This window comes from Kribbella sp. NPDC056951, from assembly GCF_042674205.1.
In the GTDB taxonomy this organism is placed as follows: Bacteria; Actinomycetota; Actinomycetes; order Propionibacteriales; family Kribbellaceae; genus Kribbella; species Kribbella yunnanensis.
Genome location: NZ_JBHUQZ010000004.1, coordinates 339,559 through 363,574, shown reverse-complemented (window position 1 = coordinate 363,574; position 24,016 = coordinate 339,559). Strand labels below are relative to the sequence as shown.

Sequence of the window (24,016 nt, the reverse complement as noted above, 5' to 3'; positions counted from 1 at the left end):
GCGAACATATCAAAAATCGATGTTCTTTGAATTACCGACGCTAGTTGGTGAGGGGGATGCTGCTGATCACGATCGCGGGGTCGCCGGCGCGGAGGGTGAGGACGGCGGTCTTCTGGCCCTTGGGGAGGTGGCCCTTGAAGACGATGGTGCCCTGGGTGGATTCGCCGGCGGCGAACTCGTCGGGCCAGTTGCTGCGGGAACCGTCGGCGCGGATCGAGTTGCCCTCGGCGCTGGTGAAGGTCGCGTTGCCGTCGAGGGGGAGGCTGACGGAGTCCTTGCCCTTGTTGTTGACGGTGAGGCGGATCCGGGTGAAATGGCTGGTATTGGTGACGTTGTCGACGGTGATCGTGAGGCCGGCGGTGGTTTTGCCGACCGGTTTGATCAGGCGGTCCTCGCCGGACTCGTTGCCGGTGAGGTAGCCGGCCGCGTACTCGGCTCCCGAGGTGATCGCGAAGCCGCCGACGCCGACACCGAGCAGTACGGCGATGATCGCGACGATGACCGAGACGTCGAGGCGGCTCGGTTCGCGTTCGGTGGGGCTGACGGCGTCGAGGATCGCGAACGTCATTGCGCCGAGGAGTGCGAGTGTCGGTGCGATCAACCAGCGGAGGAGACCGCCCGGGCCGTCGGCGAGGAACGTCGCGATCAGGTTGATGACGAGGCCGACGGCGAGCATCGCACCGGCGATCGCGAGGACCCGGGCAAGGCGGACCTGGCCTACCTCGACGGACTCGCTGGTACGGCGTTCTGGGCGGTTCGCCGGACGGGGTGTCGGGCGGGTGTTCCTCGGTTCGTCCGGATAGTCGGGGTAGTCCGGGCGCGCGGGATACGGGTTGCGCGGAGTGTCGGGCTGGGCGATCTGGGCGCGGTCGCCGCCGGACAGCGGGGAGCGGGCCGATTCGAGGTAGTCCGCCGAGGGGTAGCCCGGCCAGGACGCGCTGTTGCCCGCGTCCGCCGGGTTCGGCTGGCTGATGCTCGCGCGGTCCGCCGGGTACGGGTCGTTGCGCGGCGCGGCGTCCGGCTGCTGCGGGGTGTTGGGGGCGAACGGCGAGCCGGCGGGTGCGGAGTCGTCCGAGACGGGAGGGTCTGCTGGGGCTCTTGTGGGTGCCGGGCGGGGGGTGAGCGGCCTGGGCGGTGCGGGAGGTGGTGGGGTTGTCGACGCTGGGTTCAGGAAGCCCGAGTCGTCGGGCTCGCTCCAGCGGTTCGGTTCGGGGGCGGCCGGAGCTGAACCCGCAGGTGGTTGGTGGGTGGGCGGCGTGTTGGGGGCGCCCGGTTGGCCGTGGGCGGCCTGTCCGTCCGGTGCACCGGACGGGGTGCTGGAACGCGCGCCAGTCGACTCTGCCTCGGGTGAGGCGGGTGTGGCGGGCGCGTCCGATGCGGGCCGCTGCGGTGTCGCGGCTGGGGCCGGCGGGGTCCCGAGAGGGGCGGCTGCCGACGGCTGCGGGGTCCCCGAAGCGGCGGTCGCGGGAGGCTGCGGTGTTGCGGCCGGGGCGGCGGGAGGCGGCGGCGCCGCGGCAGAGGTGGCGGGGGCCGAAGGTTGCTGGGGTGCGGGTGAGGCGGCGGGCGCCGAGGGCTGCGGCGACGCGGGTGAGGTGGGGGCGGAGGGTTGTGAGGGCTCGGGTGAGGCGGCGGCCGGGGTGGCGTGGAAGGTTAGGACTGAGCGGCCGATGTGGATCTGGTCGTTGTTGGTGAGCGCAGTGGGGGCGGTCAGGCGGCGGCCGTTGAGGCCGGTGCCGTTGCGGGAGGCGTCGTGGAGGGCCCAGGCGGCGCCGGTGCGGACCAGGCGGGCGTGGATGCGCGAGATCTGGTCGTCGGCGGGGAGGCGGACGTCGGCGTTCGCGGCGCGGCCGAGGGTGATCTCCGTGGCCGTGGAGGGCAGGGGCCAGCGTTGCGTGCCGAGCGACAGCGCGAATTCCGTTTCCACCAACACCCCACCCGGCAGCCGACCCCGTCGGCGCGATTCTGCCTTTCCTACCTGCGTCCGGTCCAGGGCCCCCGCCCTGGTGAGACTCGCAACACTAGTGCACCAAGGAGGTACGGCGACCTTGCGGGTCAGGCCGCCGTACCGAGACTCCTGAGTCCGAAACTAACCGAGTGTCATCCGCGGCTCGCCGTTCGACAGGCCGGTGCCGGCGATGGCGCAGGTGCCGCCGCGGTTTTGGGTGTAGGTCTGGCGTAGGCAGGAGCGCAGCGCCAGTTGGGCCCAGTAGTTGGGGTGCAGGGATTCCTGGATGAAGTAGTTCGAGCCGACCGTGGTGACTGTGCGGATCTGATTGATCCACTCGGTCTTGTCGACGGCGGTGGGTTGGGTCCAGGAGGTGAGGCCGACCTCCTCGTACAGGCCGACCGTCTTCTCGCAGAGGCGGCGGCCGTTGAAGGCGGACTGGAGTTCGAGCAGCCGGGTGTTCGCCAGACCGGACTGGGTGATGGCCGCGCGGACCGTGCTGTTGATGGTGGTGAGGGCGGTGCTGTTGGCCCAGTCGGCGTCGGCGCTCCAGAAGCCGCAGCCGCCGACGCTCTGCCGGCTGTAGCCGGTCTGGCCGTAGCGGAAGCCGCTCCCGTTCGGGATCGGCGACGGATAGGTCTGTACGACGAGGGTCCAGGCAGTGTCGCCGTACCCGGCGTTGCGCATCGCGGTCCGGACGTTCTGCAGAGCGGTCGCGATCTTCCCGCGGACTGCGGTCACGTTCGCGGAGGTGAAGTTGGCGACCACGGAGGAATCATCGCGACAGTAGTCCGGCGCCCACGACGGCGAGAGCAGGAAGTCCTGCACGCACTGCGTGACGATCGCCGCGAAGTTGAAGTCATTGCCGCCGATCGAGACCGCGACCTGCCGCACGTTGTGGCTGGTCGCGAACTGCTGCAGCGCCTTCGCCTGACCGAGCCGGCCGGCGCCGTTGTCGTAGAAGTCGATACCGGGCTTGAAGTCGTCGCCGGTCCCGGTCGTGGTCCGCGCGCCGGAACACGAGAGGTTGAGGGCGCCGACGCCACCGCCGATGAACGCTTCGGCCGAGCGGCTGCGGTGGCATTTCGGGATCGCTTCCGCGGTACCGCTCGCGTTGTCGTGGTAGGCGTGGGCGCCGAGGGCGTCGGCCGGTGCCTCGGAGTTGTTCGAGCTACCGGCCCAGCGGCCGGCCTCGCCGGAGATGTAGGAGTCGCCGAGCGTGACGACGTACGGGGTGCCGGTACCGGGGCCGTCGGCCTGGGCAGGGGCGGCGACCAGGCAGAGCCCGGTCATGGAGAGCGCAAGGATCAGGGCGAGCCGGAGTGAACTGGGCGGATTCTTCACCGGGGGTCCTCTCTTGCCGGAGGGACCTTTATGTACTCACAGGTAACCGGCGAAGAACAGACCGAGAGTGCTGGCATCTTTGCGCACTGTCACCCCTGCGTCAGTCGAACATCTCCAGCCCCTTCGGATACCGCTCCAACCACCAGGCGCGCCAGCGCGCATCCACCTCGTCGCGGTCGACGTCGCCGTACAGGGACAGGACCGCCATGGTCGCGCCCTCGGGCTTGAGGTCGCCGGGTGGGATGTGGCTCAGCACCAGCAGACCATTGCCCCAGGCATCTACTTCCACGCCGACCTGATGGTCGGAGGTGTAGAACGTGGACGCCTTGACTTTGGTGTCCGGCAGGGTGAGTTCGTCGGCCGGGATGCCGAGCTCGGTGATCGGGTTGATCGTGCCGCTTCCCGAGTAGAACAAGGTACGGCGGGGTTCGCCCGGATGACGTTCGACCGCGAACCGCAGCTGGTGCAGGAAGGTGATCCAGCCCTCGGTGACGTCGTCGTAGTACGCATCCCAGTCCGGGTTCGCGCCCTTCGGCGCCCGGGTGAGGGTGATCCGGCTGCCGCCCTCGACCGGCTCGACGACGAACTCGTCGCCGTTCCCAAGAGTCAGCGTGGTCCCGTCCTCGGAGGTCTCGGTGAAGTAGATCAGGTCGATCTCCTCCTCCAGACCGCCCTGCGGCCCCTCGTACTCCCAGCCGTGCCAGTGCCGAATCTTCTCCTTGTCCCGCAGCGCATCCCAGACGGCGTCGACTGGCGCCGCAACCGTCACAACGATCTTGGTCATGACTCTCCTTCGGTACGACGGGGTGCCGGGTGGCCGCCGGCGATCAGGCGATAGGGCCGGCCGCCCTCAGTGTCGAACTGCTCGACGACCTGTCGGACGGCGTCGGTCAGGGCGTCGGTGAAGCGGTGGACATCGCCGGGTTCGGCGAATCGCACCTCGGCTTCGAGGGTGAACGTCAGGAGCCGTTTGCCCTCGGCCGCGGTCTGCATCCGGGCCACGTCCCGCACGGTTCCGGCGGCGACGTCGATCAGGTGCTCGGCGGCGTACTGGTCCTGGATCCCGGTGAATGCCTGGCCCATCACGGCTGGATCGATCACCAGGGTCGCGGCGCGGAAGATCCGCTCGGTGAACCCGCGCCGCTGCCGCTCCTCCACGAGCTCCACCAGCCCGGCCTTCTCCAGTTCGCGCAGGTGGTAGCCAACCCGCTGCCGCGGCAACTCCAGCGCAGCCGCGAGCTGAGTCGCCGACGCCGGCTCCCGGAGCAGCTCCAGCAACCGCCGCCGGATCGGCGACAACGCCACCCGCACCTTCTCCGGCTCCTCGACCAGCATGCCGCCAATCTGTCATTAGACAGAAAAATCTGTCAATAGGTCGACAATCTGCGGAAGGACAGGAGGTCTGCCCGATTTCGGCGCCTCGGGGTGGCGGGCTGAGCCTGCGGAGGCGGTGTAGTAGGCGTATACGTCCTGTCGGTCGGGGTGTGGAGCCGGGCTGGGGGAGGATGGCGGCATGTCTGTTGAGGGGCCGCAGTTGCCGGTCGGGACTCAGGTGGTGATCCGGGTTGCGGCGCCTGATGATCGGGGCGGTACGGCGCAGCGTGGGGCGACTGGGCGGGTTGCCGGGGTGACGCCGGACGGGCGGTATGCGGTTCGGCTCGTGGATGGGCGGGAGACGGTGGCCCGGCGGGACCAATTGAGCCTGCGGACGGCGTACCAGGACGAGGCGCTCGAGCTGGCACAGCCTGATGGCGATCGGCTGGTCCGCGAGCACACGATCTTTGCGGCCGTGGTGGGGTCGCGCGCTTTCGGGCTCGACACTGACGCCTCCGACACCGACACCCGCGGGGTGTACGTCGCGCCCACCGAGTCGTTCTGGTCTCTCGCGAAGCCGCCGACGCACGTGGACGGCCCCGAGCCGGAGTGGTTCTCGTGGGAGGTCGAACGCTTCTGCGAACTCGCGCTCAAGGCGAACCCCAATCTCCTCGAGGTCCTCCACTCACCACTCGTCGTGCAACAGACCGAGCTCGGCACCGAGCTAGTCGAGTTGCGAGAAGCCTTCCTGTCCCAGCTCGCCTACCAGACCTACTCCGGCTACGTGCTCAGCCAGTTCAAAAAGCTCGAAGCCGACTTCCGCCGCGACGGCGCTCCCAAGTGGAAGCACGTCATGCACCTCATCCGCCTCCTCCTGTCAGCCCGCTCCCTCCTCCTCGACGCCGAACTGATCGTCGACGTCGGCCCCAACCGCGAGCGCCTCCTCGCCGTCAAACGCGGCGAACTCCCCTGGGACGAGGTCGAGAAGTGGCGCCTGAGCCTCCATGCCGAGGTGGATCACGCCCTCCGCCGGACGGTATTACCCGCGACACCGGACGTGGCCCGGGTGGACGATTGGCTGCGATCGGTCCGGAGGAGGAGTCTCGATGACGCGTGACATGCGGACGCTCGACTACGCCGAGCTGCGCGAGATCATGGGTGAGCAGCCCTACCCCTTGCTCTTCGCAACAGTCTCCGGCGCCCACCTGTACGGCTTCCCCTCCCGCGACTCGGACGTCGACCTACGCGGCGTGCATGTACTCCCGGCCGCCGAGGTGGTCGGGTTGCGGACCGGGCCGGAGACCCTGGACCGGACCTGGTTCGAGAACGGGGCCGAGGTCGACCTCGTCACCCATGACCTGGCGAAGTTCGCCCGCCTGATGCTGCGGCGGAACGGCTATGTGTTGGAGCAGGTTCTGTCGCCGCTCGTCGTGCTCAGTACGCCGGAGCATGAGGAGCTGGTCGCGTTGGCGGCCGGATGTATCACCAAGTGGCACGCGCATCACTACCGCGGATTTGCGAAGACGCAGTGGGAGTTCTTCGGTCGGACCGGTGAGCTGAAGCCGCTGTTGTACACGTTCCGGGTGTTGCTGACCGGGATCCATCTGATGCGGACCGGTGTGGTGCAGGCGGATTTGCGGGAGTTGCTCGACGGGGCGCCGGCCTATCTGCCGGACTTGATGGCGGCGAAGGCTGAGGCGGAGCACGGTGTGCTGGTGGGGCCGTCGGTCGAGAGGCTGACCGCTGACGTCGATGCGCTGCAGGCGGGGCTGGATGAGGCCGAGGCGGCCAGTCGGCTGCCGGAGAGTGCTGCGGCTGAGGCCGGGCTGCACGAGTTGCTGGTGCGCGCGCGGCTTTCGCGCTGATTGCAGCGTTGTAGAGACCCTGGCGGAGGCTTAGGGTACTTACTTCACTTCGTGAAGCATTGACAACGGGGCTGGCGAGGTAAATAGTTTCGTCCTGAAATCAATCAGAAAGCAGAGTGAATCAACAGTGTCGAACATTGAGGTGCTGCAGCTGCGGGCTGCCGGGGTCAGCTTGGTGCTGGACTGCTCAGGGCCGGCGTTGCCGTCCGTGCTGCATTGGGGCGCGGATCTGGGCGAGCTGAGCGAGCGGGCACTGTTGGAACTGCGGCGGGGTGCGGGGGCGGTTCAGGACGGGAACGGCCTGGACGAGAACCGGCCGATCGCGATCGTGCCGGAGTATTCGGCGGGCTGGTTCGGGCTGCCGGGGCTGAGTGGGCACCGGGACGGGCAGGACTTCTCGGCGAGCTTCCGGATCACCAGTGTCGCGCAGACGGATAACACGGTGGTCGTCGATGCCGCCGATACCGAGGCTGGGCTGACGATTCGCCTGACCATCGAGTTGACCGACTCCGGGCTGGTCCGCGTCAAGGCGGATCTCACGAACACGGGCGCGACGCCGTACACGCTTGATGGGCTTGTCCTTGCGTTGCCGGTGCCGACTGAGGCGACCGAGTTGCTCGATCTGACCGGGCGGCACATCGGGGAGCGGCACCCGCAGCGGCACGCGTTCACGCAGGGCGCGCACGTCCGCGACAACCGCCGTGGGCGCACCGGCGCTGACGCGACGCTGTTGCTGCTAGCCGGGACCGAGGGCTTTGGGTTCCAGGATGGCGAGATCTGGGCCGTGCACACCGCGTGGAGCGGCAACCACCGCTCGTACGCCGAGCGTGGCATGAGTGGGTACGCCGTCATCGGTGGTGGCGAACTGCTGCTTCCGGGCGAGGGTCGCCTGGCGCCGGAAGGCACTTACAGCACCCCGTGGCTTTACGGCACGTACGGCGTCGGTCTCGACCGGATCTCGACTCGCTTCCACGAGCACCTGCGGGCGCGCGAGAACCACCCGCAGACCGACCGGCCCGTCGTACTGAACACTTGGGAAGCCGTCTACTTCGACCTCGACCTGGACAAGCTGAAGGGCCTCGCGAACGCGGCCGCCGAGGTTGGCGCCGAGCGTTTCGTGCTGGACGACGGCTGGTTCCGCGGTCGTCGTGACGACCATGCCGGACTGGGTGACTGGTACGTCGATGAGGGCATCTGGCCGAAGGGTCTGCACCCGCTGGTCGACCACGTGCGTGGACTCGGACTGCAGTTCGGTCTGTGGGTCGAGCCGGAGATGGTGAACCCCGACTCGGACCTGGCTCGTGAGCACCCGGACTGGATTCTTGCCACCGGCAACCGAGTCCCGCCGACGGCGCGACACCAGCAGGGCCTGAACCTCGGCGTACCGGCTGCGTACGACTACATCCTCGAGCGGCTCGACAGTCTGCTGACTGAATATGACATCGCCTACCTGAAGTGGGACCACAACCGCGACTTCGTTGATGGCGGCAACCAGCTGACCGGTACGGCGGGGATCCACGAGCAGACGTTGGCCGTGTACCGGTTGATCGACGAACTGAAGCGTCGCCACCCCGGTCTGGAGATCGAGTCCTGCTCGTCCGGTGGTGCTCGGGTCGACCTCGGGATCCTGGAGCGCACCGATCGCGTCTGGGGCAGTGACAGCAACGACGCGCTCGAGCGGCAGACGATCCAGCGGTACACGCAGCTGCTGCTGCCGCCGGAGCTCATCGGCTGCCACGTCGGCCCGCCGAAGGCGCACACCACCGGCCGCACTCAGGCGCTGTCGTTCCGTGCGATCACCGCGCTCTTCGGACACTTCGGCATCGAGTGGGACATCACGCTCGCCTCCGAGGAGGAGCGGGCCGAACTCGCCGGGTGGGTGGCGCTGCACAAGGAACTGCGGCCGCTGCTGCACACTGGCCGGGTGGTTCGCGCCGACCGTGGTCCGAACGACTTCCTGCTGCATGGCGTGGTCGCCCAGGACGCCTCCCGCGCTGTGTACGCCGCCGTTCAGCTGACGCAATCCGTCACCTCGGCCGTCGGCCGCGTTCGGCTGCCGGGCCTCGACCCGCAGCGCACTTACCGCGTGACCCGGATTGTGACCCCTGGTCCGCAGCCCCGCTCCCTGCCAGCCTGGACCGAACCCGTCGAGCTGAACGGCGCCGCACTCGCAGCGGCCGGGGTACAGCTTCCGGTGCAGTGGCCCGAGCACGCGCTCTTGCTGGACGTGACCGCGATCGACTGATCCGCCTGCCGTACCAAGAAGGAGATCCCCGTGACCGCTGCTACCAACGCACCACCTAACGTAGAACGAAGTCACGGGGAGCAGGCGCCGCCAGCGAGGAAGCGACGGCGCCTGGGAGACCTGAAGGTCGCCATGTTCTTCCTCGCCCCGGCGACGCTCGGGTTCGTGGTCTTCTACATCTGGCCGACCCTGCGCGGCGCCTACCTGAGCTTCACCGAATACTCGTTGCTTGAGGCCCCGAAATTCAACGGACTCGACAACTACGAGCGGATGATCCACGACAGCTTCTTCTGGAACGCCCTCGGAGTCACCCTCGAGTACGTCGTGATCAACATCGGCGTCCAAACCGTCCTGGCCGTGGCCATCGCGATGGTGATGTACCGGCTGACCCGGTCCATCACCGTCCGGGCCGCGATCCTGCTGCCCTACCTGGTGGCCAACGTGGTCGTCGCGCTGGTCTGGTACTGGATGCTCGACTTCCAGGTCGGCATCGTGAACCAGGGCCTGACCTGGCTCGGGATCGACCCGATCGCCTTCTTCGGCGACTCGAACTGGGCGATCCCGACGATTGCCGGGATCAACGTCTGGCGGCACATGGGCTACACCGCGCTCCTGGTGTTCGCGGGTCTGCAGACGATCCCGTCGTACGTCTATGAAGCCGCCGAGGTGGACGGCGCGGGGGAGATGAAGACGTTCTGGCGGATCACGCTGCCGCTGCTGCGTCCCGTTCTGGTGATGGTCCTGGTGGTCACCATGATCGGCTCGTTCCAGATCTTCGACACGGTCGCGGTCACCACTCAGGGTGGTCCGATCAACTCCACGCGGGTCATCTACTACTACATCTTCGAGCGCGCGTTCACCCGGTTCGACTTCGGCTACGCGTCCGCGATGGCGATGGTGCTGTTCGCGATCCTGGCGATCGTCTCGCTGCTGCAGTTGCGGCTGCTCCGCGCCAAGGAGAGTGACCTGGCATGAGGAAACAACTCAATGTGGGCCGCATCCTCGCCTGGGCGTTCCTGATCATCCTGCTGATCCTGACGCTGTTCCCCTTCTACTGGATGCTCCGTACGGCGCTCTCGAACAACACCGCACTGGCCGGGCACCCGGACTCGTTGCTCCCGGTGGAAACCACCCTCGGCGCCTTCAAGCGGGTGCTCGGGTTGTCGACCCTCGAAGAGGCCCAGGCCCAGGGTGGATCCGGTGCCGCGGTCAACTTCTGGCTGTACCTGCGCAACTCGTTGGTCGTGGCAACGATCACCACGGTCTGCCAGGTCTTCTTCAGCGCGATGGCGGCCTACGCGTTCGCCCGGTTGCGCTGGCCCGGCCGGGACAAGGTGTTCGCGCTCTTCCTGGCCGCGCTGATGGTGCCGCCGATCTTCACCACGCTGCCGAACTTCGTGCTGATCAAGAACCTCGGCCTGCTGAACAGCTTCGCCGGCATCATCCTGCCGGGTGCGTTCATGACGCCGTTCGCGATCTTCTTCCTGCGCCAGTTCTTCCTCGGCATCAGCCGCGAACTGGAGGAGGCGGCGATGATCGACGGGGCCGGGCACCGGCGGATCTTCTTCGGGATGATCATCCCGATGAGTGCCGCGCCGATCGCCACGCTGGCGATCCTGACCTACATCAACTCCTGGAACGACTACTTCTGGCCGCTGCTGGTCGGCCAGCAGGAGAACGTCCGCGTGCTCACCGTCGCACTCGGCGTCTTCCGCTCGCAGACCCCACAAGGCGGTCCCGACTGGGCCGGTCTGATGGCAGCCACGCTGATCGCGGCATTACCGATGATCATCCTGTTCCTGGCCTTCGCCAAGCGCATCACCAACTCCATCGGCTTCTCGGGGATCAAATGATGAACGTATCCCGCAGGACCTTGCTGAAGGCCGGGCTCGCGGCGCTCGCCGTACCGTCGGTTGCTGCTTGCAACAACGGGGCCGCGGCGCGTGGACCGGGTGAAGTCATCTACTGGCTCTGGGACTCGGCGCAGCTACCGATGTACACCGAATGCGCGAAGGTCTTCCACGAGCAGAATCCGCAGTACAGCGTGAAGATCGAGCAGTACGGCTGGGGTGACTACTGGTCGAAGCTGGTCACCGGGTTCATCTCCGAGACCGCGCCGGACGTATTCACCTCACACTCCGCGAAGTACCCGCTGTTCGCGGACAAGGGGCAGGTGCTGGCGATCGATGACTTCGTCACCAAGGACGCCGTTGATCTGAGCATCTATCAGAAGGGTCTGGCCGACCGCTGGATCGGTGCCGACGGCAAGCGCTACGGATTGCCGAAGGACTTCGACTCCGAGGTGTACTTCTACAACAGTGCGTTCACCGAGGCGGCCGGGATCACGCCCGAGCAGCTCAACTCGATGACGTGGAACCCTCAAGACGGCGGCACCTTCGAGGAGGTTGTACGGCGTCTCACCGTCGACTCCAAGGGTCGTCGCGGCGACCAGCCGGGGTTCGACCCGAAGAACGTCAAGGTCTTCGGACTCGGGTACGGCGATGCGGGCGGTGCGGACGGTCAGACCAGCTGGAGCTGGTATGCCGCGTCGAACGGGTGGAAGTACTCCGAGGGTGAACCGTGGGGGACGAAGTTCTTCTACGGCGACCCGAAGTTCACCGACACCATCGGATGGTGGCGCGGGCTGATCACCAAGGGGTACATGCCGACGTACGCGCAGGCGAAGTCCGGGGTGGACGTGACCACGTCCTTCGGTGCGGGGAAGTACGGGATGACCCCGAACGGCTCCTGGATGCTCGGCACCTACCAGACGCTGAAGGACGTCAAGACCAAGCTGGCCCGGCTGCCGATCGGCCCGATCGGCAAGCGGGTGTCGATGATGAACGGGCTCGCGGACACCATCTGGGCCGGGACCACCCGGCGGGACGCGTCCTGGGCCTGGGTGAAGTTCCTGGGGTCGCAGACCGCGCAGGACATCGTCGCCAAGGCCGGCGTGGTGTTCCCGGCGGTGTCGGCGAGCCTGCCGGCGGCCAAGGCGAAGTTCGCGGCCAACGGGTGGGACGTGACGCCGTTCCTCGAGACGGTCGAGGCGGGGGATGTGTTCCCGTACCCGGCCAACCCGAACGCGGCCGACGTCACTGCCGTCATGACGCCGGCGATGGACGCGGTGATGTCGTTCGAGGCCGCACCCGCGTCCCTGGCCAAGGCGAACGACGACGTGAACCAGATCCTCGCCGCAACCGCCTAGGGGCCGGCAGCTAGGGGATGGCCCCAGTACGCCGTACTCCGTGGGGAGTACGGCGTACTGCGTCTTGTGGGGTGTGGTGCGCCTGCTGGGGTAGCTGAGGAGCAGCCGCCGGGCCGACGCGGTGCGGGGTGCTGTCACGACACGATCGGTGCAGTTGACAACTGCGAACACCGAGGAGTGTCATGAGTGACGAGGGACCGATGCGGATTGGGGACGCCGAGCGGGAGGAAGCCGTTCGGCGATTGGGTGAGCACTACGAGGCCGGACGGCTGACCGCGGAGGAGCACGGCGAGCGGGTCGAGGCGGCGTTGCGGGCGCGCACGGGCGACGAACTGGCGGCGATCTTCGGGGACCTGCCGACGGATCGCGAGCGTCCGCCGCACGAGGCGCGCACGGGGGCTCCGGGCGGGCGTGGGCCGCGAGGTCAAGGACGGCCGGGCTGGGCAGGGCGTGGGCCGTTCGGGCGGATTCCGGTGCCGCTGCTGGTGGCGCTGGGAGTGATTGCGTTGGTGGCGTCGGTGGGGTGTGTGGTCGGCGGCGGGCATCCGCCGGTGTTGCTGATCGCGGCGCTCGTGGCCGGCGTGATCGTTTACCGGAAGAGGCGGATGGCATGAGGAATGTCTATCGGGTGGTCGCGATCCTGATTGCGGTTTCGGTCGCGCTGCAGGTGGCGGCGATCGCGATGTCCGGGTTCACCGTGTTGAAGGACGCGAACGACGGTGCCGCGATCGGGGCCGACTACAGCAACTTCGGACAGATGTGGCACAGCATCGGCGGATCGCTGATCGCGCTGCTGGCGCTGATTCTGCTGATCGTTTCGTTCCTGACCGATGTGCCGCGGGGACGCGCGCTGGCCGGGATCATCTTCGGGCTGGTGGTGGTGCAGTTCGCCCTGGCGGCGTTCTCCTTCGGGCTGCCGGCGTTGGGTGTGCTGCACGGCCTGAACGGGCTGGCGATCGGTGCAGTGGCCGGAAGCGCCATCGGACGGGCCGCCGCGCCGCGGAAGCTCGCGACCCCGACCGGTGGCTAAGAGGCGGGGCCGGCTGGTCGCTCTGGGGCTAGTCATGGCGGTACTCGTACCGCTGGGCTACTTCTGGGCGACCAGTCTGGTCCCTGGCACCTACAACGCGGCCGACATGGGGTACGCCGACTACGGCGGTGGAACCGCCGGCGGCCACGAGCACCACGGGATGAGCATCGCCGAGCTGACTGGCCCGAAGACCGGTACGCCGGATGTGTCGGTCACTCTCGTTGCACGCAAGGAGAAGAAGGGGCTGGCCGGGTACACGCTGAACGGGACCTCGCCGGGACCACTGATCCGAGCCGAGAGCGGTGATCTCGTCGAGGTGACATTGGTCAACGAGTCGGTCCGGGATGGGGCGACTCTGCATTGGCACGGGATCGACGTACCGAACGCCGAGGATGGGGTCGCCGGGGTGACGCAGGACGCCGTACCGGTGGGTGGGCGGCATGTCTACCGGTTCCGCGCAGATGATGCGGGGACGTATTGGTATCACTCGCATCAGGTGTCGAGCGACGAGGTGAAGGGCGGGCTGTTCGGCCCGATCGTGATCGCGCCGAAGACACCTGGTGAGGTCCTCGCCACGATCCACACATACGACGGCAAGCGGACGATCAACGGACAGACGGGTTCCCAGCGGGTTGACCTACCGGCCGGGACGACTGCGCGGGTGCGCGTGATCAACACCGACAACGCGATTCTGCGAGTCGGGCTGACAGGCACGCCGTACAAGGTGGTTGCGGTCGACGGGCGCGAGGTCAACGGCCCGACGCCGGTCAGCAAGGCATATGCGCTGGCGGCGGGCGGTCGCGTGGATCTCGAGGCGGTCGTGCCTGCAGGTGGAATGCGGCTGGTCGCCGGTACGGCGGCGCTGTCGCTGGGGATCGGGCCGGTGGATCCGCCGAGCGCGGAGCTGCCCGGGGAGACGGTCGACCTCCTGAGCTACGGCACGGCGAAGGGGATCGGGATGGATCCGGCCAAGGCGGATCGGCGGTTCGAGTACCGGATCGGTCGGCGGATCGGCTTCCTGGATGGCATTCCGGGGTTGTGGTGGACGATCAACGGGCACACGTTTCCCGACGTACCGATGTACATGGTTGCCGAAGGCGACATTGTCCGGATGAAGATCACCAACACCAGCGGCCAAGCACACCCCATGCACCTCCACGGCCACCACGCCGTCGTACTGTCCCGCAACAACGTCGCCGCCACCGGCTCCCCCTGGTGGACCGACACCCTAGAAGTAGGCAACAACGAAACCTACGAAATAGCCTTCCGCGCCGACAACCCCGGCGTCTGGATGGACCACTGCCACAACCTCCCCCACGCCGCCGAAGGCCTCATGACCCACCTCATGTACACCGGCTACACCACCCCCTACCAAGTAGGCGGCCACGCTCACAACACACCCGAGTGATTCTCTTCCGCCAGGGCGGGGACTGGGCGGAGGAGTTGGCCGCGGAGCATCAGAGCCAGGTAGAGGACGGCGGCGAAGATGACCAGGGCCATCAGGAGGAAGATCAGGTGGTAGCTGATCAGGGAGACGAGCATGGCGCCTAGGGCGAGGCTGATGGCTTGGGGGCTGCCCATGACTACTTCAGCGGCGGTGGAGACTCGGCCCATCAGGCGGAGTGGGGTTCGGCGCTGGATGAGGGTCATGAAGGAGACGATGATCAGGGGGATGGCGTAGCCGAGGAGGGGGACGTCGATCAGGAAGATCGGGAGGCTCTCGGTTGCGGCGATGACGGCTAGGGAGGCGGCTAGGGCCAGGGCGCCTACGGCGAAGGCGCCAACCTCTCCGATGCGGCGGACCCACCAGGTGGCGGTGAGGCCGCCTGCGAGGGCGCCGATGCCTTGGATGGTGACGATGACGCTGACGAACTCGACTGGTTTGCCGAAGACGTCGACGATGGCGTAGATCGAGGCTTCGGTGAAGCCTAGGACGAGCAGGAGAAGTCCTAGGCCTACCAGGGTGTGGCGGAGGATGCGGTCGGACCAGAGGTGTTTGATTCCGCCGCTCAGTTCGTTGAGCCAGTTGCCTTCGGCGCGTTCGGGTTTGCGGTCCGGCAGCGTCATTGAGCCGATGATGATGGCGGCGATCAGGAAGGAGGCGGCGTCGACCAGCGCGACGGCCCAGCCGCCTACCCAGGCGAACAATCCCGCGCCGATGATCGGGCCGATCAGGCGGAAGCCTTCCTTGACTGTCTGCAGGGACGAGTTGGCCGAGACCAATTGCTCGTCGGTGACGATCTCCTTCAGCAGGCCGTTCAGGGCGGCCGGTAGGACGATCATCGAGATGCCGTAGAGGAACGCGACACTCCAGACGATCCAGACGTCACCCGCGTCGCGGACCAGGGTGAGCGGGAGGACGGCGATCGCCGAGGCCAGGCTGCCCCAGGCCAGGACGCGGCGCGGCGGCAGGCGGTCGACGTACAGGCCGAAGAGGGGTGCGAAGAAGGTCGGGACGACCATCCAGAAGAAGGTCAGGCCGGCTTGGGCGTTGGAGCCGGTCAGGCTCTTCACCCACATGCTCAGGACGAGCAGCATCACCGAGTCGCCGAACATCGACGTCGACATCCCGGCGAACAACCGGCGGAAGGCGGGCTGGGCGAACATCGCGCGCATCGGAGTACCTCACTCAGCTGAAGGTGTCGGGTCGGCCAGGCCGTACGTCGGGACGCCCCAGGACAGGAACGCGCACAGCCGGGACCCCGGCGGGCGGAGCGCGGGATCCTGGTGCCGGTCGAAGTGCTTCATCAGGGCTTCGCGGACGGCCTCGTTCGCTGCCTCGAGCTCCTCGGCGGTCAGCCACATCATCGACTGCGTGCTGGTGGCGGCGGAGCGCCATTCGGACGGCTCGTCGACGGCTCGGGCCTGGCTCTCCATCAACCGGTCGACCTCCCGGGCGACCAGCACCTCGGTCAGTGCCTGCCCGGCGAGTTGGATGTCCGCCCCTTGCGGGCTGTCCGCCTCATCACCCCAGGTCATCCCGATGTGGGTCACCTGCCACGGCCGCTGCCGCCCGGTACCGCCCGGTGCCTCCTCGACGAACCCGTACTCCGCGAGTTTGCGCAGGTGCCAGGAGCAGTTCGCCGGGGTCTCGTCGAGCCGGTCGCCGACCTCGGTCGCCGTCATCGCCCCGTGGATCGTGAGCTGTTCCATGATCGCGATCCGCACCGGATGCGCGATCGCCCGGAGCGTCCGGGCATCGGTGATCCGCCGCTGAGTACTCTCGTCCATGCATCGAAAGTACTCTTTCGAAAGAGGTGTTGCAATAGGTCAGCCGGCTTGATCCTCCCGGACGGCAGGCTGCCGCCGGCGCATGGCCGCGATCCGCGTGCAGGCGGCGTCGATCGCGGCCCGCTGGCTCGCGTACGAACCACACCACAGCGGGTTGTCGGGTTGCGGGAACAGTCCGTCGTCGATGTCCGCGTACCACTCGTCCGCCGTACGGAAGATCCGCGCGTGCAGGTGCAGTTGCTCGTCCGACTCGTTCACCGCATCACTCCTGCTAGCTCACTTCTGCAGGGAGAACCGTGTACCTCTCCAGGATGTGACGCCGGTACGACGGAAGCCGCCAGCGACACGCGGTCAGGTGACGAGGACGGTGATCCGCTGCGCGCTGTTGTTCGCGAACCCACCGCGGTTCCAGGGAGCCTCAACTGGTTGCTCACGGCCACTGCTGTCGACGGCGCGGACAGTGATCACGTGCTCGCCCGGAGTCGCCGCCCAGTCATGGCTGAAAGATCGCCAGGCGAACTCATCGTTGCCTGGAGCATCGAGTTTCGCGGGATGCCAGGTGACACCGGCATCGGTACTCACGTCGACGCGCTCGATCGGCGCCCACCCCGACCAGGCCTTGCCCTCGAGCGTAACGGTGCCTGCGGCAACGAACCGGTGCCGGCTCATGAAGTCCGGGAAGCCAGGCGGGACAAGGAGAGCGCGTGGTTCGATCCGGGTGATCGCGGTCCCGAGCTCACCGGCCTCCTGGCGGATCCGATAGGCGACCGCGTTCTGGAAGCCGTCGAATTCGTGGTCGATCAGCTCGATCGACCGCAACCACTTCACGCTGGCCATCCCGTACCAGCCCGGTACGACGAGACGCAGCGGATACCCGTGTTGCGGCGGCAGCGGATCGCCGTTCATCTCCCACGCGATGATCGCGCCGGAGCCGAGTGCCTCGCCGAGTGACAGACCACGCTGGTAATCCTGCTCGACACCGCGCTCGACACCGTGATCCGCGCCGGTGAAGACCACGTCGACGGCGTCCGATCGGATCCCCGCGTTCTCCAGCAGGTCGGACAACAGCACGCCGGTCCATTCCGCCGTACCGACTGCTTCATTCAGCCAGGGCTGGCTGATCGGCCGCGGCTGCAACGACGCGCGTCCGTTGCCCGCGCACTCCAACGTCACGCGCACCGTACGACGGCCCATCGCGCGCAACTCGGTCAGTCCGAAGGACATCGGTTGATCGACGCATCCGTCGACCTCCAACCGCCAGGTCGCCGCGCTACCCGCCGGGATGTCGTAGTGCACCAACACGTAGTGCAGTCCGGCCGGCGTCACGTCGTACCGCAGCGCCTCCAGGGGAATCCCGTGGTTGCGCGCCGCCAGTTGCAGCTCGTCACCCGTGATCCCCTCACCGGTGTCCGCCAGTCGCCCCCGCACACTGAACTGCTCGATCGACATGCTTCACCCTAAGACGGCAAATCGCTCAGAGCCAGCCATTGTCGAGGGCGATGCGGGCGGCTTCGGCGCGGGTTCGAGCGCCCGTTTTACCGATGGCCGCGGAGAGGTGGTTGCGGACCGTGCCTTCGGAGAGGTGGAGTTCCTTGGCGATGTCGGCGACCGTCCCGCCTTCGCGGGCTGCTCTCAGGACGTCGGATTCGCGCCCGGTCAGCGGGCTGGTGCCGGCTACCAGGGTCTCGGCGGCCAGCGAGGGGTCGACGACGCGGAGGCCTTGGTGCACCCGCCGTACGGCGTCGGCCAGTTGCGCGGCGGGCGTGTCTTTCACGACGAACCCCGCGGCTCCGGCCTCCATCGCGCGACGGAGGTACCCGGGCCGGCCGAACGTGGTCACCATCAGGATGCGCACACCCGGTACGGCGCCTCGCAGGGCGGCCGCGGCCTCGATTCCGTCGAGCCCTGGCATCTCCACGTCCAGCAGCGCGACATCCGGCGTACTGGCTTTGGCGGCGGCAACCACCTCGTCACCGCGACCGACCTCGGACACCACCTCGAGATCCGGTTCGAGATCCAGCAAGGCAGCAAGAGCCCCACGAACCAAGGCTTGGTCGTCGGCAATCAGCAGTCGAATACTCACGGACCTACCTTTACAGCCAATCGGAAGCCACCTTCTGGCGACTGGCCGACTTGGACAGCGGCGCCGACTTGGTCGGCTCGTTCGCGGAGGCCCATCAGGCCGTGGCCGGAGGTGGTGCCGCCGGGGCCCTTGCCGTCGTCGCGGACCTCGATCTGGCGGGCGGAGAGTTTGATCATGCAGCGTTTGGCGCCGGAGTGCCGGATGACGTTCGTGACGCCTTCGCGGATGACCCAGGCGAAGAGTTCGCGGTTCTCCTCCGGGACCTCGTCCATAGTGGTCGGGAGGTCGGCCTTGATCTCGGCCGCCTGCAACGCGGTCCGGGCCGAGACCAGCTCGCCGGCCAGGCTCAGCTCGCGGTAGCCGGCCACGGCGGCGCGGACGTCGCCGAGGGCGGCCCGGGCGAGGCTCTCGACATCGGCGACCTCGGCCGCGGCCTTCTCCGGGTTGACCTGGATCAGCCGCCCGGCCAGCTCGGCCTTGACCGTGATCACGGTCAGGGAGTGGCCGAGGATGTCGTGCAGGTCGCGCGCGAATCGGTTCCGCTCCTCCTGGACGGCGAGCTCGGCCATGTCCTTGCGGGCCCGATCCAGCTCGGAGCCGCGCTGGATCGCCCGGCGCATGGCCAGGACGGCGACGCCACCGAGGAAGATCGCGAACCCGTAGCTGCTGTCGTCCGACCAGCCGGGGACCACCCGCATCGACAGTTCGACGCCGCCGAGGAGCAGCAGGACGATCAGCACGCCGAGGCGCACGTTCAGCGAGAGCACCGCGGTTGCGGCGATGTAGACCATGCAGGTGAGCGCGGTCTCACCCGCGGTCAGGGTCAGCAGCACCGTCAGGCCCAGCATCACGGCCAGATAGCCGAGTCGCTGCCACAACGGCGACGCACTCGGCCGGAACTCCTGCCAGCGCAGGATGCCGAAGAAACCGACGTACGAGACACCGAAGGCGGCGAGGTTCAGCAGGCCGAGCAGCCGGGTGATCCCGTGCTGGGTCTGCCAGATCTCGGTCAGGGGCTGGGTCAGATAGACCAGCCAGACCGCGACGGCGAGCCAGCCCCACCGGCTGGGCGGCCGATCTTCGGCGGCCAGCGCAGCCGGCAGGGTTCGCTTCATGAAGCTCACGGTATGCGATCAGGCCCGTGCGGTGTCGGCGCGGAACCGGCGCAGGGCGATGAAGCCGAGGACGACCGTCCAGCCGAGGACCACCAGCAGCGCCTGGGTGTCGACCCCGCCCGCGGTCAGCGCGCTCCGCGAGGTCAATCCGGTCCAGTACGCCGGGGTCAGCTGCGCGATGTGCCGCATCGCCGACGGCATCTGCTCGACCGGGAACCACAGTCCACCGAAGGCGGCGATCAACATGGTCGCGAGTCCGGTGATCGGCTGCACGCTGTCCGGCTTGGCGACGTACCCGATGACGAGCCCGATCGCGGCGAACGGCAGGGCACCGAGCCAGGAGACGAGCGCGACCGTGATCCAGTGGCCGGCGCTGAGGTGGACATCGCCGACGGTCATGCCGAAGAGGAAGACCACGATCAGCGGCGGTACGGCGACCAGCAGCGACAGGATCACCTTGCTGATCACGTAGGCCTGCGGTTTCAGTGGCGTGAGACGCAGTGTCCGGTTCCAGCCGCCGTCGCGCTCGGCCGCGATCACGCCGCCGCTGCTCATCGCGGCGGACATCGATCCGAACATCGCCATACTGACCATCACGTAGGCGATCGCGGAGATCCCGCCCTCGGTCGCGTCCTTCGGGATGTTCAGGCCGAAGACGGCGAACAGCACCAGGGGCATCAGGATCGCGAAGATCATCACCCGCTTGTTCCGCAGTGTGCGGCGGATGTCGAACATCAGGTAGCTGCGGTTCATGCGAGGCTCTCCTCTTGCGCGCTGATCGCGAGTACGGCGTCCTCGAGGTCGGCGGATGTCACTTCGATGTCGTGGGCGGCGGTGTTGCTGAGCAGGTAGCGCAGGGTGTTGTCGGAGTCCGCGCACTGCAGCAGTACGACGTCACCTCGGGTCTCGACGTTGCGAACGCCGGGCAGGGACGCGAGCGTGGCAAGGTCCGCGCCGGGCACGGTGGCTCGGATGGTGCGGCCGGACACACCCGCCTTGATCTGCGCAGCGGTGCCGTCGGCAACGATCTTGCCGTTGCGCATCAGTACCACGCGGTCGGCGTACGAGTCGGCTTCTTCGAGATAGTGGGTGGCGAACAGGACGGTTCGGCCGCGCGCGGTCTCGGCGTGCATCGACGCCCAGAAGTCGCGGCGGGACTCGACATCCATGCCGGTCGTCGGCTCGTCCAGCACGATCAGGTCGGGCTGCGGAATGATCGCCATCGCGAACCGCACCCGCTGCTTCTGACCGCCGGACAGACCCTTCATCTTGCGGTCGTACAGGTCGGCGATCCCGGCCCGGTCGAGCGCCTCGGGTACCGGCATCGGCTTGGTGTGCAGACCGGCCACCAGGTTCAGCAGTTCGCCGACCTTGGCGTCCTCGATGATCCCGCCGCTCTGCAGCATCACCCCGACCTGCCCCTTGGCGATCGCCTCCTCCGGAGACCCGCCGTACACCTGCACGCTGCCCTGGTCCGGTCGCACCAGCCCGAGCAGCATCTCGATCGTGGTCGACTTGCCGGCCCCGTTCGGCCCCAGCAATGCGACGACTTCACCGGCCCGGATACTCAGATCCACCCCGGCGACAGCCTGCACCGCCCCATACTTCTTGGTCACGCCCGTCAGGCTGACCGCAGTCGTTGTCGTCATACCAAGAAGCTTGCTGGCGCAGCCCGCCCCGTCCCTCGGCCAGCCGTCACGACCCGCCCGTGACATCCGTCAGCCGCCTCTCAGGGTCGCCTCTCAGGGGTCCGCTCAGGGGTCGATGTCGCTAAGGACACGTAGTGGTGGGGTAGAGCGGGCCGGCGCGATCGCAGCCAGGCGGGAGTCGGCAGGTACGTATATGACTACTACATGTCCTTGCCGACGGCGATACTGATGCGGTGACTCGCCAGGTGCCGTTGCGGCTTGATCGTTTCCCGGCGGGGGAGGTTCGGCGTACGGCGTTGGCTGGTGGGATCACGTCGCCTTCGGTGGAGCTCGTGCGGGTGGGGTCGTTGGAGTTCGTGGCGAAACGGGCGACCGCGGCCGAGGCCGCCGCATTGCGGTTGTTGCCGGGGGATGCGGGGTTTCCACGGTTGTATGACGCGGGGGTGGATGCGGACGGGCCGTGGGTGGTGACGTCGTACGCGGTGGGCGAGGTGCTCGATTGGTCTGCTGAGCCACCGGGGGAGGTCTACGCGGCGTTGGCTCGGTTGCATGGGGAGTACGCCGGACGCGAGTTGCCGGTGGAGTTGCCTCGGGTGGACGGGGAGTTCTTGCGGATGTCGTTCGGGCGGTTCGCGCGGGCGGGCGTAGTGAGAGTCGACCATCCGATTCGTGAGCACGCGTTGGCGATGCTCGACTTGTTCGTGGCGGATGAGCGGTTGACGAGAGCGCTCGACGTACTGCCTGCGACTTTGCTGCACGGTGATGTGTACGGCGGGAATGTCGTCGGGACCCAGCTGATCGACTGGGGGAGCGCGCGGGTCGGACCGGCCGAGCTGGACGTGACGATGGCCGGTGGGGAAGCGGCGCTGACGGCGTATCGGGCCGCTGGTGGTGTGGTGTCGGAGCTCGGCCTGGCGTGGGGGCTCGCGGTCAATAGCGCGATGTTTCTGGGTGACGTCGTACGGCGGTCTGTCGAGTTGGCCGAGGTGATGGTGCGCGAGGGGCTGCAGGCGTTCGCGGAAGTCGGGCGCCTGGTTCCGGATCGGTAGCTCCGTGCAACGGTTCGCTTCCGTGGATCCGTTTTGCCTGCACGGCGGCGGATGCGGAGGCGGCACCGATGGGCATTGGGTCGAAGAGCGTAGGGCTGGGCGTTGCGTGTCTCGTAGTGTGCGGTACGGCGGTCGTGGTGCCACGGTTCGTGGCGAGATCCGAGCCTGGTAAGGGAATCGGGTCGACGACGGTTCCCGGGGTGACGATGTCGGCACCGGCGGTGGGTGCGCCGGGATATCCGTGTCAGGGGTTCAGCGGGATCGAGAAGAAGGTGCCGCTGCCCGCCTTGATGGACGATACGTTTGCCTGGGGCAACACTGCGCCGTACAAGGTGGGGAACGGATCGGGCGATATCAAGTGGGACTCCGATCCCTATCAGAATCTGAGCTGGCACTTGTGGTTGCACTCGCTGCGCTGGCTGGGCAATGGCGTGCATGCGATGAAGGCCGGTGACGTGAAGGCGACCGAGCGAGTGCTCGCGATCGTGAAGGACTGGGTACGGGACAACCCGTTTTCCTGGAAGAGCAACACGAGTGCGTCGGAGTCCACGATGCATCGGACGAATGTGCTGATCTGTGTGCGGCAGTCGCTCTTGACTCACTTGAAAGCGCGCGAGCTGCCGGCAAAGTACAAGTGGCTCGATGAGGCACTGATGACACACGCCCGGTATCTCATCGACAACTGGAGCGGCGCGCACAACCACGGGACCGATCAGAGCATCGCGTTGCTGGGCGTGGGATGCACCTATGGGCGGAGTGACTTGATGAGGATCGCCGCGGGACGGCTGAACAAGGCGGTCAAGACGGCGATCGATGAGGAAGGGTCGACCAACGAGCAGGCGGTCGGGTACGCCGACTTCAACTATCGGTTGTGGGGACGCGCTGCCGATCGCTTGCGGGACTGCGGGGTCGACCCCGGTCCGGCGATCGAGAAGCGCCGGCAGGCCCTCGGGGAATGGTTGGCCACGGCAACCACCTCGACCGGGTACCTGCATCAGATCGGCAACACCGGTTACTCGAAGCTGCCCAACGTTCCCGGTACGCCGATGGAGTTCGTCGCCACCCAGGGCAAGAAGGGAAAGAAGCCGCGGCTGCGAACGGCGATCTACAAGGCGGGATACGTGTTCGGGCGAACCGGGTGGGGCGAACAGCGGCCGTTCGCCGAGGAGTCGACGTACTCGCTGCGCTTCGGGGTTGCGCGCCGGTGGCACGGTCACCAGGACCACACGGCAATCACCTACAACTGGAAGGGCCACGACATCCTCATCGACCCCGGGTACGGCGGTCATCAGGCGGAGGAGCGGCAGGAGTGGGCCAAAGGGCCGGCCGCGCACAATCAGCTGACGATCCCGACCGCGACCGCCAAGAGCCCGGTGACCAAATTGGTGGGTTCGGTGAGTACGTCGAACTCGGACTACTTCGAGTTCTCGGATCAGCCCGCGGAAGGGGTTGACCGGACGCGGGATGTGCTGGTTCTCAAGGACCCTGATCTGGTGATCGCGCTGGACCGGGCGGTGTCGGGGCGCGACCAGCGGTACGAGACGCTGTGGCATCTCGCACCGGGGCAGAAGGTTGATGTGCAATCGCCCACGACGGCCGTGGCGGGTAAGCCGGGAGACGCCGTCCGGACGCACCTCTTCCACATCCCGATCGGTGCCGATTCGGGGACGACGACTGTGGAGGAGGGGGTGAAGAAGCCGCCGCAGGGCTGGTTCTTCAAGGACATCTTCACGGTGTTGCCGGCGCCGGTGGTCAAGTTCACGCACACCGGACAGAGCGCCCGGATTCTTTCCGTGATCGTGCCGGCGAAGGCGGCGGAGCAGGTCAGCTACACGACCCGGCCGGCGGGCGCCAACGTCGTACTGGATCTCGTCGTTGGCGCCCAGCGGGTCAGCATCAAGATCACCCCGGAGGGACGGCTGACCCGCTTGAACTGAG

Annotated in this window: 23 protein-coding genes; 11 read left to right on the top strand and 12 right to left on the bottom strand. The window is 67.4% G+C overall.

Features of this window, described 5'->3' with window-relative positions; genetic code table 11:
* Window positions 1–40: 40 nt before the first annotated feature.
* From ACFTSF_RS19780 to ACFTSF_RS19765, 4 genes are all read right to left on the bottom strand, one after another.
* Window positions 41–1,924 carry an FHA domain-containing protein gene (locus ACFTSF_RS19780; RefSeq protein WP_380155112.1) on the bottom strand — a complete coding sequence of 628 codons (1,884 nt, stop codon included), beginning with the start codon at window positions 1,922–1,924 and terminating at the stop codon, window positions 41–43.
* 162 nt (window positions 1,925–2,086) lie between these two features.
* Window positions 2,087–3,289 carry a hypothetical protein gene (locus ACFTSF_RS19775; protein WP_380155111.1) on the bottom strand — a complete coding sequence of 401 codons (1,203 nt, stop codon included), beginning with the start codon at window positions 3,287–3,289 and terminating at the stop codon, window positions 2,087–2,089.
* 100 nt (window positions 3,290–3,389) lie between these two features.
* Complete coding sequence (locus ACFTSF_RS19770; RefSeq protein WP_380155110.1) at window positions 3,390–4,073, bottom strand: SRPBCC domain-containing protein; 684 nt, start codon at window positions 4,071–4,073, stop codon at window positions 3,390–3,392.
* Window positions 4,070–4,624, bottom strand: coding sequence for an ArsR/SmtB family transcription factor (locus ACFTSF_RS19765; RefSeq protein ID WP_380155109.1), 555 nt, complete (start codon window positions 4,622–4,624; stop codon window positions 4,070–4,072). Before ACFTSF_RS19765 ends, ACFTSF_RS19770 begins: the two co-directional genes overlap by 4 nt.
* A 178-nt stretch (window positions 4,625–4,802) precedes the next feature.
* Here ACFTSF_RS19765 and ACFTSF_RS19760 point away from each other — a divergent pair, with 178 nt between their 5' ends.
* From ACFTSF_RS19760 to ACFTSF_RS19720, 9 genes are all read left to right on the top strand, one after another.
* A complete protein-coding gene (locus tag ACFTSF_RS19760) occupies window positions 4,803–5,720 on the top strand; it encodes a DNA polymerase beta superfamily protein (RefSeq protein WP_380155108.1) in 918 nt (305 codons plus the stop codon).
* Complete coding sequence (locus tag ACFTSF_RS19755; protein WP_380155107.1) at window positions 5,710–6,468, top strand: DNA polymerase beta superfamily protein; 759 nt, start codon at window positions 5,710–5,712, stop codon at window positions 6,466–6,468. Before ACFTSF_RS19760 ends, ACFTSF_RS19755 begins: the two co-directional genes overlap by 11 nt.
* A 127-nt stretch (window positions 6,469–6,595) precedes the next feature.
* Window positions 6,596–8,713: an alpha-galactosidase gene (locus tag ACFTSF_RS19750; RefSeq protein WP_380155106.1), complete on the top strand. Its 2,118-nt coding sequence runs from the start codon at window positions 6,596–6,598 to the stop codon at window positions 8,711–8,713.
* Window positions 8,714–8,845: 132 nt separating this feature from the next.
* Entirely contained in the window at window positions 8,846–9,688 is an 843-nt protein-coding gene (locus ACFTSF_RS19745) for a carbohydrate ABC transporter permease (protein ID WP_380155105.1), read from the top strand.
* Entirely contained in the window at window positions 9,685–10,566 is an 882-nt protein-coding gene (locus tag ACFTSF_RS19740) for a carbohydrate ABC transporter permease (RefSeq protein WP_344158155.1), read from the top strand. Before ACFTSF_RS19745 ends, ACFTSF_RS19740 begins: the two co-directional genes overlap by 4 nt.
* Window positions 10,566–11,921, top strand: a complete 1,356-nt coding sequence (locus ACFTSF_RS19735; protein WP_380155104.1) for an ABC transporter substrate-binding protein — start codon at window positions 10,566–10,568, stop codon at window positions 11,919–11,921. The genes ACFTSF_RS19740 and ACFTSF_RS19735 overlap by 1 nt, the downstream gene beginning before the upstream one ends.
* A gap of 182 nt (window positions 11,922–12,103) precedes the next feature.
* Window positions 12,104–12,535: a DUF1707 domain-containing protein gene (locus ACFTSF_RS19730; protein ID WP_380155103.1), complete on the top strand. Its 432-nt coding sequence runs from the start codon at window positions 12,104–12,106 to the stop codon at window positions 12,533–12,535.
* Window positions 12,532–12,951, top strand: coding sequence for a hypothetical protein (locus ACFTSF_RS19725; RefSeq protein ID WP_380155102.1), 420 nt, complete (start codon window positions 12,532–12,534; stop codon window positions 12,949–12,951). Before ACFTSF_RS19730 ends, ACFTSF_RS19725 begins: the two co-directional genes overlap by 4 nt.
* A gap of 34 nt (window positions 12,952–12,985) precedes the next feature.
* On the top strand, window positions 12,986–14,359 hold the full coding sequence (locus tag ACFTSF_RS19720) for a multicopper oxidase family protein (RefSeq protein ID WP_380155101.1): 1,374 nt from the start codon (window positions 12,986–12,988) through the stop codon (window positions 14,357–14,359).
* Here ACFTSF_RS19720 and ACFTSF_RS19715 read toward each other — a convergent pair.
* The 8 genes from ACFTSF_RS19715 to ACFTSF_RS19680 all read right to left on the bottom strand — a co-directional run bounded on the left by ACFTSF_RS19715 (window position 14,341) and on the right by ACFTSF_RS19680 (window position 21,029).
* Window positions 14,341–15,567, bottom strand: coding sequence for an MFS transporter (locus ACFTSF_RS19715; protein WP_380155100.1), 1,227 nt, complete (start codon window positions 15,565–15,567; stop codon window positions 14,341–14,343). The two genes, ACFTSF_RS19720 and ACFTSF_RS19715, sit on opposite strands and share 19 nt — an antisense overlap.
* A gap of 9 nt (window positions 15,568–15,576) precedes the next feature.
* Window positions 15,577–16,182 (bottom strand): winged helix-turn-helix domain-containing protein, encoded by a 606-nt coding sequence (locus tag ACFTSF_RS19710; protein WP_380155099.1) that lies wholly within the window; start codon window positions 16,180–16,182, stop codon window positions 15,577–15,579.
* A 39-nt stretch (window positions 16,183–16,221) separates the two neighbouring features.
* Entirely contained in the window at window positions 16,222–16,440 is a 219-nt protein-coding gene (locus tag ACFTSF_RS19705) for a hypothetical protein (protein ID WP_344158175.1), read from the bottom strand.
* Window positions 16,441–16,533: 93 nt separating this feature from the next.
* Window positions 16,534–17,631, bottom strand: coding sequence for a sulfite oxidase (locus tag ACFTSF_RS19700; RefSeq protein ID WP_380155098.1), 1,098 nt, complete (start codon window positions 17,629–17,631; stop codon window positions 16,534–16,536).
* Between the two features lie 25 nt (window positions 17,632–17,656).
* Window positions 17,657–18,265, bottom strand: coding sequence for a response regulator transcription factor (locus tag ACFTSF_RS19695; protein WP_344158181.1), 609 nt, complete (start codon window positions 18,263–18,265; stop codon window positions 17,657–17,659).
* Complete coding sequence (locus tag ACFTSF_RS19690) at window positions 18,262–19,380, bottom strand: sensor histidine kinase (protein WP_380155097.1); 1,119 nt, start codon at window positions 19,378–19,380, stop codon at window positions 18,262–18,264. Before ACFTSF_RS19690 ends, ACFTSF_RS19695 begins: the two co-directional genes overlap by 4 nt.
* A gap of 18 nt (window positions 19,381–19,398) precedes the next feature.
* On the bottom strand, window positions 19,399–20,133 hold the full coding sequence (locus tag ACFTSF_RS19685; RefSeq protein WP_380155096.1) for an ABC transporter permease: 735 nt from the start codon (window positions 20,131–20,133) through the stop codon (window positions 19,399–19,401).
* On the bottom strand, window positions 20,130–21,029 hold the full coding sequence (locus ACFTSF_RS19680) for an ABC transporter ATP-binding protein (RefSeq protein WP_344158190.1): 900 nt from the start codon (window positions 21,027–21,029) through the stop codon (window positions 20,130–20,132). Before ACFTSF_RS19680 ends, ACFTSF_RS19685 begins: the two co-directional genes overlap by 4 nt.
* Window positions 21,030–21,262: 233 nt before the next feature.
* Between ACFTSF_RS19680 and ACFTSF_RS19675 the strand changes: the two genes are divergently transcribed.
* Both ACFTSF_RS19675 and ACFTSF_RS19670 read left to right on the top strand, forming a co-directional pair.
* The gene (locus tag ACFTSF_RS19675) at window positions 21,263–22,078 is read left to right on the top strand and encodes a phosphotransferase (protein WP_380155095.1); all 816 of its coding nucleotides are present in this window, start codon (window positions 21,263–21,265) and stop codon (window positions 22,076–22,078) included.
* Between the two features lie 149 nt (window positions 22,079–22,227).
* Window positions 22,228–24,015, top strand: coding sequence for a heparinase II/III family protein (locus ACFTSF_RS19670; protein WP_380155094.1), 1,788 nt, complete (start codon window positions 22,228–22,230; stop codon window positions 24,013–24,015).
* Window position 24,016 lies beyond the last annotated feature (1 nt).

What these genes read in the sequence shown, in the direction of transcription:
- ACFTSF_RS19740 (WP_344158155.1), top strand. Translation starts at nt 9,685, where the DNA reads ATGAGGAAACAACTCAATGTGGGCCGCATCCTCGCCTGGGCGTTCCTG.
- ACFTSF_RS19680 (WP_344158190.1), bottom strand. Translation starts at nt 21,029, where the DNA reads ATGACGACAACGACTGCGGTCAGCCTGACGGGCGTGACCAAGAAGTAT.
- ACFTSF_RS19725 (WP_380155102.1), top strand. Translation starts at nt 12,532, where the DNA reads ATGAGGAATGTCTATCGGGTGGTCGCGATCCTGATTGCGGTTTCGGTC.
- ACFTSF_RS19710 (WP_380155099.1), bottom strand. Translation starts at nt 16,182, where the DNA reads ATGGACGAGAGTACTCAGCGGCGGATCACCGATGCCCGGACGCTCCGG.
- ACFTSF_RS19770 (WP_380155110.1), bottom strand. Translation starts at nt 4,073, where the DNA reads ATGACCAAGATCGTTGTGACGGTTGCGGCGCCAGTCGACGCCGTCTGG.
- ACFTSF_RS19690 (WP_380155097.1), bottom strand. Translation starts at nt 19,380, where the DNA reads ATGAAGCGAACCCTGCCGGCTGCGCTGGCCGCCGAAGATCGGCCGCCC.
- ACFTSF_RS19730 (WP_380155103.1), top strand. Translation starts at nt 12,104, where the DNA reads ATGAGTGACGAGGGACCGATGCGGATTGGGGACGCCGAGCGGGAGGAA.
- ACFTSF_RS19760 (WP_380155108.1), top strand. Translation starts at nt 4,803, where the DNA reads ATGTCTGTTGAGGGGCCGCAGTTGCCGGTCGGGACTCAGGTGGTGATC.
- ACFTSF_RS19745 (WP_380155105.1), top strand. Translation starts at nt 8,846, where the DNA reads ATGTTCTTCCTCGCCCCGGCGACGCTCGGGTTCGTGGTCTTCTACATC.
- ACFTSF_RS19700 (WP_380155098.1), bottom strand. Translation starts at nt 17,631, where the DNA reads ATGTCGATCGAGCAGTTCAGTGTGCGGGGGCGACTGGCGGACACCGGT.
- ACFTSF_RS19715 (WP_380155100.1), bottom strand. Translation starts at nt 15,567, where the DNA reads ATGCGCGCGATGTTCGCCCAGCCCGCCTTCCGCCGGTTGTTCGCCGGG.
- ACFTSF_RS19735 (WP_380155104.1), top strand. Translation starts at nt 10,566, where the DNA reads ATGAACGTATCCCGCAGGACCTTGCTGAAGGCCGGGCTCGCGGCGCTC.
- ACFTSF_RS19755 (WP_380155107.1), top strand. Translation starts at nt 5,710, where the DNA reads ATGACGCGTGACATGCGGACGCTCGACTACGCCGAGCTGCGCGAGATC.
- ACFTSF_RS19765 (WP_380155109.1), bottom strand. Translation starts at nt 4,624, where the DNA reads ATGCTGGTCGAGGAGCCGGAGAAGGTGCGGGTGGCGTTGTCGCCGATC.
- ACFTSF_RS19685 (WP_380155096.1), bottom strand. Translation starts at nt 20,133, where the DNA reads ATGAACCGCAGCTACCTGATGTTCGACATCCGCCGCACACTGCGGAAC.
- ACFTSF_RS19720 (WP_380155101.1), top strand. Translation starts at nt 12,986, where the DNA reads ATGGCGGTACTCGTACCGCTGGGCTACTTCTGGGCGACCAGTCTGGTC.